This is a genomic window from Gluconacetobacter entanii (genome assembly GCF_003206495.1).
Lineage (GTDB): Bacteria > Pseudomonadota > Alphaproteobacteria > Acetobacterales > Acetobacteraceae > Novacetimonas > Novacetimonas entanii.
This window is the reverse complement of the sequence record NZ_NKUF01000020.1, coordinates 45,851-54,442: the sequence shown is the minus strand read 5'-3', so window position 1 is coordinate 54,442 and position 8,592 is coordinate 45,851. Positions and strand designations below refer to the sequence as shown.

Below are 8,592 nucleotides of genomic sequence, written 5' to 3'. Positions count from 1 at the left end.
GTATCCTTCATCTGCCGTCCTTTCGCGCAGTCGTTTCTTCCAACGACCATTCTGGCACATTGCGATGCCGTGCGGGGAGGACGGCAACCACCCCATCTCCATCGACTATGCGGTTGCGGAACGTACGAAGGTTGCAGCGGTCGTGCCCTCCACCTTCGGCTGGTCGGATATCGGCAGTTGGGATGCGTTGTGGGAAATCACGCCCAAGGACGCAGAGGGAAATGCCACGTTCGGGAATGTTTTCCTTGATCGTGCCAAGAACTGTTACGTCCGTTCCGACGGGATCGTCGCAACCGTCACGGGGGTCGAGGACCTGATTGTCGTTGTCACGCGCGATGCCGTCATGGTGTCCCATCGTGACCGGGCGCAGGATATCAAGGCGATGGTCGCGCGCCTGACGGCCGCCGGTCGGCCCGAGGCCACCAATCACGTCCGCATGTATCGTCCGTGGGGTTTCTACGAAAGCCTGATCGAGGGTGACCGTTTCCAGGTGAAGCGCATTCATGTCGATCCGGGACAGAAACTGTCGCTGCAGAAACATTTCCACCGTTCGGAACACTGGGTGGTTGTCGAAGGCACGGCGATCGTGACGCGTGATGAGGAACGGATCATGGTGCGTGAAAACGAGAGTGTCTATCTCCCCCTCGGCACCGTGCATCGCCTTGAAAATCCGGGGAAAATTCCCCTGACTCTTATTGAAGTACAGTCCGGGCCCTATCTTGGCGAAGACGATATCGTCCGGATCGAAGATATTTATGCGCGGTCCTAGAAATCTTCACGTGGCGCATCGCATACGATCTGCCCCTGCGGATGACTGGCGGGGATCAGGTCACTGGTTCCTGCCGGGGTCTGTTCCCTCCTGCCTGCGCGTGTCCGACATTTTGCAAAAGACGTGAGATACCCTTATGAAATCCGATTACGGTAAGTACCTGCTTGCCTGCACCCTGTTCTGCGCCATCTCTGCTGGTACGGTCCGTGCGGAAACGGTCAGTACACTTGGCCAGCAGGGGATGACGGACGGACTTTCGCTGCTTGATGGTGGAAGTCCTGCTTCCTTCTACATGCGTGTACCGGCGGACATGGCGCTGGCAAATGCGCATATCCGGCTCCACCTCGATGTGGCGGCCGGCCTTGGGCAGGATTCGTTCCTTCAGGTCTTCATTGAAGGGCAGCCGCGCATGCAGGTGCCGATCGGGGATCTGTCGGACGCGAACACCGACCGTATCGTCAATATCCCCCTGACGGCACGCGATCTCGAAAGCCGTTACCTTGCGGTTCGGGTCACGCCGGTCTTTACCGATAGGGGTGGAGTTCACAGCAGCGGTGTCCATGGGCACGGATACGTACGTATTCTTCCCGACAGCGGGTTTGTCTTCGATGATGCAGATCGTGGCGCGCGCTCCATCCGCGGTTTCCTCACCATGCTTGGCCCGACGGTGCGTGTCCGTCTTGCAGGTGCAATAAAGACCCCGCAGGAATTCCAGGCAGTTCTGGCGGTATCCACCTATCTGCAGGCGCAGGGGCGTCGTATCGACTGGGTTTCCGGTGATGGCGTTTCCCCGGCGCCTGCAGACATTATCATCGGCGATAATGGCAATAATGAGGCCAGTGCGACAAAGTCGCATGGCATGCGCCTTGTGCCAGCGGCGGCGGGCATGCCGGCCCATCTCGTGGTTGGGACGGGCGGCCCGCAGGCGCTTCTGTTCAGTCCCTGGACCGATCTTCTGGTGGGGGATTCCTACGCTGACAGCAGCGCGCCCGGACGCAAGGGGCCGCCTGTCGGGCGTGTGATCCCCCTGTCACAGCTGGGTGCGACACAGGATGCGGTGCCGCTGTCTAGCCGCGCATCGTGGTCGTTCACGCTGCCGCTGGATATGATGCGTCAGCAGGCGCCGAGCCATATTCACCTCAACATGATCGTACCGCCGAGTGTACCGGGCAATCCGCTGCTGCTGCATGTCTTTGACAACGGCGAATTGCGCAATGTCGCGGCCCTGCCCGAACATGGCGGCCCCGTCAGCGTTGACCTGCCGCTGGTGGAAACCGGCCACGCGGCGGCGGACAGCATGCGGCTGGACCTGCTGCGCCAGGATTCCGCCGGCAGCCAGAATACGCTGACACCGTCCTTCGCGCAGATCCTGCCATCCTCGACGATCACGACCAGTCCGGTCAGCCTCCCGGCCGATACGCTTGATGCCATCGGCCGTACCTTTGGCCCCGCGACGCCGGTCTATGTGCCTGCGGACGCGCTGGTCCATCCCGATGTGTGGATGGCGACGCTTGCGGGTCTGGTGAACACGCTGCACCTCAATCCGTACAATCTGGTGATCCATGCCGACGCCAGCATGCCGACGGACGGGCAGCCCTTCATCTGGCTGCGCCCGAACGTTCCGACCGGCTTCAGTGCGCCTGTCGCATTTGATCACGGCCGGCTGCGCATTGTCGAAAGCAATGGCACCGTCCTGCTCGATGCGCCGCCGCTGCCGGATATCGAACTTGCCGCCATCCTGCGCAACGGCACCAGCCGGGGCCTGTGGATCAAGACGGCGGCGACCGACATGTTGCCCATCCGTCCGCTGGGCTTTGATACGGTCGCGGGGGATGTCGTTTTCATGGACAGCCATGGGCAGGTCACGGCACTTGATACGCGTGTGGCCGCCGCCGCCGCCCATGAGACCACGCCGCCCATCGCCTATCCGGACAGCCAGACATGGCTTGATCGTGTCCAGAATCTCCGGCTGTGGATCATTGGCGCGGGCCTCTTTGCACTGACGCTCATTTTTCTGGCCATCATCGACAAAATCAAGCCACGGCAGTCCGGCCAAAATGATTCGTGACCTCTCACGCCTTGCCATTGCGATAGCGTTTGCTGCCGTTGCCTGCTGCGTAACCATGTTCGGGACAGGGGCAGCCCATGCCTCTGCCTGGACACAGGCCAAGGGGCATGGGATCTTCATCATCCAGGATGACAGGTGGAGCGCAAATGACGGGTTCGCCAGCAACCACAACCTGTTCCGGTTTCCCGATCATGGCCAGAGCTATACGAACCAGACGAACGTCTATGCCGAGTACGGCCTGACGAACAAGCTGACATTGCTTGGCAATTTCTGGCTGAACCAGGTCGGGTACCACAATACGTACGGCAGGCAGGAAAATTTCGGCTTTGGCGATCAGGAACTTGGGGCGCGTTACAAAATGCGCCCGCTGGGTTTCCTGGGAAAGCCATGGGTCGGGTCATCACAGATCCTGATCGGTATCCCGACCTACCGGGTTCACGACGTCAAGGAACCCCTGGGTACGGGCGGCGCCTCTGTCGAAATCCGTCACAGCATTGGTCGCCCTTACAAGCTGTTTAACATGTGGTCGTATGTCGATATCAGCGGTGGGCTGAAGTTTCGTACGGGACGTGGCGCGCATGAACTTCGCTTTGACGTGACACATGGCACGAATATCGGCGCCGGGTTCACGATCATGGAAGAATTCAGCCACATCCAGACAATGGATAACGGGGAGATGTTCAATTACGGAAACCCGATCAGCAGTACCAATTTCGACCTGACGAAAATGCGTTTCTCCCTCCTGAAGAAGCTTGGTCCCGTCAGCCTTCAGGCCGGTTACGAGCGTGACCTTGCCGGTCGCAACACGGGTGCTGGTGGTGGTCCCTTTGTCGGCATATGGATTCCCTTCGGCGGCTCCTCCGGCCACTTGGCACCCTGAGAGGACCAGGAATCATGGCGCTTTCCACGGATAAACTCCTGTTTGGCCAGTTCCTGGTCGAACAGGGCTATCTCACTACGGAACAGGTTGATGAAGCCCTGTCGCTCCAGAATGGCTGGAAATCCCGCCTTGGCGACATCATCCTGTCGAAGCGGTGGATGCAGCCTTTTGAATTCTACAAGGCGCTTGCACGGTATTTCGATCTGGATTTCGTCAATCTCATGACGGATAACCCTGATCCTGCGCTGTTTGACACGACAATGATCGATGAATACAGCAGCCATTCCTTTCTTCCGTGGCGGCGTAACGAGAAGGGTGGAATCACATTTGCCCTTGCCGATCCTACGGATGCGCTCATCCATGACCTGACCGCCAGATATGGCGCCGATACCACCTTTGTCGGTACCGGTCGTTTTGACGTCATCTGGCTTCTCCAGCGCCTTGGACAGTCAACGCTGTCCGGTGATGCGCTGCATGCCCTGTCACGCCTGTCGCCCGAACATTCAGGACAGAATGTCTTTACGGTACGCCAGATCGTCTTTTTCTATCTGGTGGCGGCAGGATTTTTTACGAGCCTGTGCCTGCGGCCCGAAGCAACCCTGATTGCGGTCAATGTCGTTGCGGCTGTTATCTTCTTTTCCAGTTTCATCCTCAAATTCCTCCTGGCCTGCGTTGCAAGCCGGCGTGATGTGGACGTCAAGGTGGAGGAAAGCGAAGTCGGCAGCCTGCGGCATGAGGAATACCCGATCTATACGATCCTTGTGCCGATGTACAAGGAACCGGATGTCCTCCCCATCCTTGTCAACGCGATCCGCAACCTCAGCTATCCGCAGTCGAAGCTTGATGTAAAACTCGTGCTTGAGGAGGATGATATCGAAACCATCGAGGCCGCGAAAAAGCTGGCGCTTGAATCGACTTTCGAAATCATTGCCGTCCCGCCCTCGCAGCCACGCACCAAGCCCAAGGCCTGCAATTATGCGATCCGTTTCGCCAAGGGTGAATTCCTGACCATCTACGATGCCGAGGACAAGCCCGAAGCGACACAGCTTGAAAAGGTTCTGGTTGCCTTCCGTAAACTTCCCAAAACCACGGTCTGCATCCAGGCGCGCCTGAATTACTACAACGCCACTGAAAACTGGCTGACCCGGATGTTCACCCTCGAATACACGTCCTGGTTTGATTTTTATCTTCCGGCGCTGGAATTCCTGCGTATTCCGATCCCGCTTGGCGGGACGTCCAATCATTTCCGCATGGACGCGCTGCGTTCGCTACGTGCGTGGGATCCTTATAACGTCACCGAAGATGCCGATCTCGGGGTGCGTATTACGCAGCGTGGATGGAAGGTCGCCGTCGTCAATTCCACAACCTACGAGGAAGCGAACGTCAGCATTCCCAACTGGATCCGCCAGCGTTCACGCTGGCTGAAGGGATATATGCAGACCTACCTCGTGCATATGCGCCATCCCATCCAGTTCTATCGCAAGACGGGGGCCACTGGGTTCTGGGGGTTCCAGTTCTTCATTGGCGGCACGTTCATGACGGCGCTGCTCGGGCCGGTATTCTGCGTGCCGTTCGTGCTGTTCACGATTTTCAACCTGAAACTGGGGATCGACATCTTTCCCAAGGCCGTCGTGGCGATGAATGTCATCAACCTGCTGCTTGGCAATGGCTTCCTGATCTATACTTATGTCCTGTGTTCGTTCAAGCGGCAGTACCAGCATCTGGCGTTCTATGCCCTGACGGTGCCGCTGTACTGGGTGCTACAGTCCATCGCGGCCTACAAGGGGCTCATCCAGTTGATTACCAAGCCTTTCTACTGGGAAAAGACCCAGCACGGCCTGAGCAAGCATACGGCGGCGGAACTCAAGGACATCACCACATGAAGGCGGCGCGGCTTGTCTTGTTCTTCTGGTCGGTCGTGCTTTTTGGCGCGGTGGCTTTCATGCTCCTGCACGACGGGTATCTCAGCGACCTGGTGTTGCGTGAAGTGTCCGACCATATCGTGCGGTCCGGTGGTGATGCCCATGCCGACCTGATTCTGGGGAGCATCCCTTATGACCTCCCCACGGTTATCTATGATGTCGTGGCATGGGCGTTCGGCCAACAGCACGAGATCGTCCCGGTCCTGATGGCCGTCGTGTCAACGGCAGGACTCATATGGCTGGCGGCAACCCCGGCGGAGACCATGTCGGCGCGTCGGCCCCCGCTGCTCTGGACGGCCCTGTTTGCTGCCGCGATCGCGCTGAACCCGATTGTATTATGGGTTGCGACCGCTTCGGGTGGGCATGCGCTTGGCGTGCTGATCTTTGCGTGGCTGTGCAGCAACCTGACGCAGGTTGCGGAACGGCAGGACCCCGGTTCGTACCTCAAATTCGGACTTGCGGCCGCGCTCTTCATCATGACGGACCCCACGGCGATCATCATGTGCATCGCCATGATCCCATGGATCATCCTGACCAAGCCGCGCCTGCAGACCGTGCAGCAGCCCGTGGCCTATTATCTGGTGACATATACCCCGATCGCCATGACGGCGCTTTCCGTATGCTATCTCAACTGGGCCGGGATCAGCAGGTTTTCGCCTTTCATAACCCCGCTGGATGCCGGACATGGACAGGATTTCCCGTGGGATCGTGTCCTCAGTGCGACGGGGCTGGCCGATCGCCTTGATATCGTGCCGGTCTTCATGATCGCGGTCGTCGCATTCTTCCCTGTCCTTGTCCTGACGCGTCCTTTTGGCACCGTCGCGGAAAGGCGTGCGTTTGCTGTCGTCCTGCTGACGATCTTCACGGCTCCCGTCATCGCGGCACTTGGTGGCGTGCCGTATCACGTGCTTGATTACCTGCCGTACCTTACGGGGCCGCTTGTCATGATCGCCCGGCAGACCGCGCCGGCCCATCGGATGACGACCCTCGGGGTTCAGGTTGCCTCCGTCGCCTTTGGCTGGATGCTGCTTTCCATTCCCGGCGCGGCATTGCCCAATGGCTGGATGCAGGCCGTGACGGGGACGAAAATCACGGGACATGCGGATGAGGAAGCCATTGCGAAATGGATTGCACAACATCCCGATGCGATTACCGTTGACCCGACGACAGATTACCGCATCATCGCCCTGACCGGTCGCGATGATAACCTGGTCATGCCTAATGGCATTGCGGATCATGCGACCGACATCCGCTTTGTATCGCATGAAGTGCTGACGATGCGCCCGGATACCGATCAGGGCGAGATTGATCGTCTCAATGCCCTCAAACCGACGATATGGGCCCTGGGCATGCCGGGATACAAGCTGGCTTACGAGCGTGGCCCCTACAGGATATGGACGCAGGCGACCCATCCATGAAAATTTTCCGCATTGTTCTTATCGCGTTGGTACTGGCGCTGGCTGTGTTCTTCTTTATCCGCACGCCATCGTACTGGACAGGCGTCAATATCAAGATGTCGGCAAATGCGCCGTGGGGATCACCCGCAGCCCAGGCGTCGATGAAGCAGCTTGCCCAGACGGGGGCCCGCATGGGGATGCTGGTCGCCTTTGCATGGCAGGACAAGCCGGAATCTGTCACGCCCATACTGGGCAATGACAGCCAGCCGGAAACGATCAGGAAGGGCCTGCGTGACATCCGCGCGGCCGGCCTGACGCCCATGCTGAAAATCCATCTGTGGATTCCGTGGCACTGGGCCGGAGAGGTTGCGCCGGCACATATGGATGAATGGTTCGCCAATTACCAGAAGGCGATCATGCCGCTGATCGATATCGCCCGCGAAGAAAACGTGCCTGCCGTTTTTGCGGGAACCGAACTGCGTGGCGTGGAAACGGCGTCGCAGTGGCCCGCTCTGGTCAGTGCCATCCGCGCCCATTATGCCGGTCAGGTCATATATGACACGGACAGCTTGGAGCAGGCCGAGAAATTCCAGCACTGGGATCTTTTCGATGCGGTTGCCACCAGCCTGTACACCGCCCTGCCGGACGCGCAGAAGGATCGTATCGGTGTTATGACCGATAATGCGCGCCGTTTGCAGAACCTTGGGGAAAAATGGAAACGCCCGGTCTGGGTCGCCGAACTTGGCCTGCGTTCCGGACAGGGGATCCTGCAACGCCCGTGGATGAGCCCGGAACAGCTTAAGGTTCCTGTTGACCTCGCCATCCAGAAAACGGTCCTGACCGAATGGCGCGATACCCTTACCGCACATGGCGTCACCGGCATTTCAATCTGGTGCTGGTATACCGACCCGCATGATGGTGGCACTGACAATTCCGACTTTACCGTGCAGAACAAACCGGCGAGCAGTGTCCTGTCGCGACCGGCATTCCGGTTCTGAAAGGATTTTGTGAAAACTGCGCATTGATGGAAGCTTCACCCGGAACTGCTTTTTTGATTCCGGGCATGTTGCGTGTGGCAGGTCCTGCGTCCTGCCTGTCGATTCCGTGGGGATGGTAATTCCCCGGTGGATATGGTCCATGACAGGTTCGGATATCAGGAGAGGATACGTCGCCCGTGAACCAGTACATCCTGTCCCTTGCCATTTACATGGTGGCCGGGTTCTGTGAAATCGGTGGATGTTTTGCCTTCTGGGCGTGGCTGCGGCAGGGCCGGTCCATGGCCTGCCTGATCCCCGGCATGGCGTCTCTGGTGGTCTTTGCGTGGCTGCTGACGCGCATTGATACCGATACGGCGGGACAGGCCTATGCGGCGTATGGCGGGATCTACATCCTGGCATCGCTGACATGGATGCGCGTGGTGGAGGGATATACCCCGACACGCTGGGAGATCCTGGGGGCTGCGATCTGCCTTGTCGGGGCCGGGATCATCCTGTTCCACCCCCGCAACGCCTGAAATGTGAAAGAAGTTTTTTGTGAAGCTTTTTCCAAAAAGCTTC

The 8,592-nt window shown here is 58.7% G+C and carries 7 protein-coding genes; all 7 read left to right on the top strand.

Features of this window, described 5'->3' with window-relative positions:
• Positions 1-769 (top strand): cupin domain-containing protein (locus tag CFR72_RS10150; RefSeq protein ID WP_146220705.1); only part of this gene is annotated, 769 nt, incomplete at its 5' end.
• A gap of 136 nt (positions 770-905) precedes the next feature.
• Positions 906-2,837, top strand: a complete 1,932-nt coding sequence (locus CFR72_RS10145; RefSeq protein ID WP_110913830.1) for a hypothetical protein — start codon at positions 906-908, stop codon at positions 2,835-2,837.
• Entirely contained in the window at positions 2,827-3,717 is an 891-nt protein-coding gene (locus CFR72_RS10140) for a hypothetical protein (RefSeq protein WP_110913829.1), read from the top strand. The genes CFR72_RS10145 and CFR72_RS10140 overlap by 11 nt, the downstream gene beginning before the upstream one ends.
• A gap of 14 nt (positions 3,718-3,731) precedes the next feature.
• Positions 3,732-5,600, top strand: coding sequence for a glycosyltransferase family 2 protein (locus tag CFR72_RS10135; protein ID WP_110913828.1), 1,869 nt, complete (start codon positions 3,732-3,734; stop codon positions 5,598-5,600).
• Entirely contained in the window at positions 5,597-7,057 is a 1,461-nt protein-coding gene (locus CFR72_RS10130; protein WP_110913827.1) for a hypothetical protein, read from the top strand. Before CFR72_RS10135 ends, CFR72_RS10130 begins: the two co-directional genes overlap by 4 nt.
• Complete coding sequence (locus tag CFR72_RS10125) at positions 7,054-8,034, top strand: glycoside hydrolase family 113 (protein ID WP_208630010.1); 981 nt, start codon at positions 7,054-7,056, stop codon at positions 8,032-8,034. Before CFR72_RS10130 ends, CFR72_RS10125 begins: the two co-directional genes overlap by 4 nt.
• 176 nt (positions 8,035-8,210) lie before the next feature.
• The gene (locus CFR72_RS10120) at positions 8,211-8,549 is read left to right on the top strand and encodes a YnfA family protein (RefSeq protein WP_408869968.1); all 339 of its coding nucleotides are present in this window, start codon (positions 8,211-8,213) and stop codon (positions 8,547-8,549) included.
• The last annotated feature ends 43 nt before the right edge of the window (positions 8,550-8,592 follow it).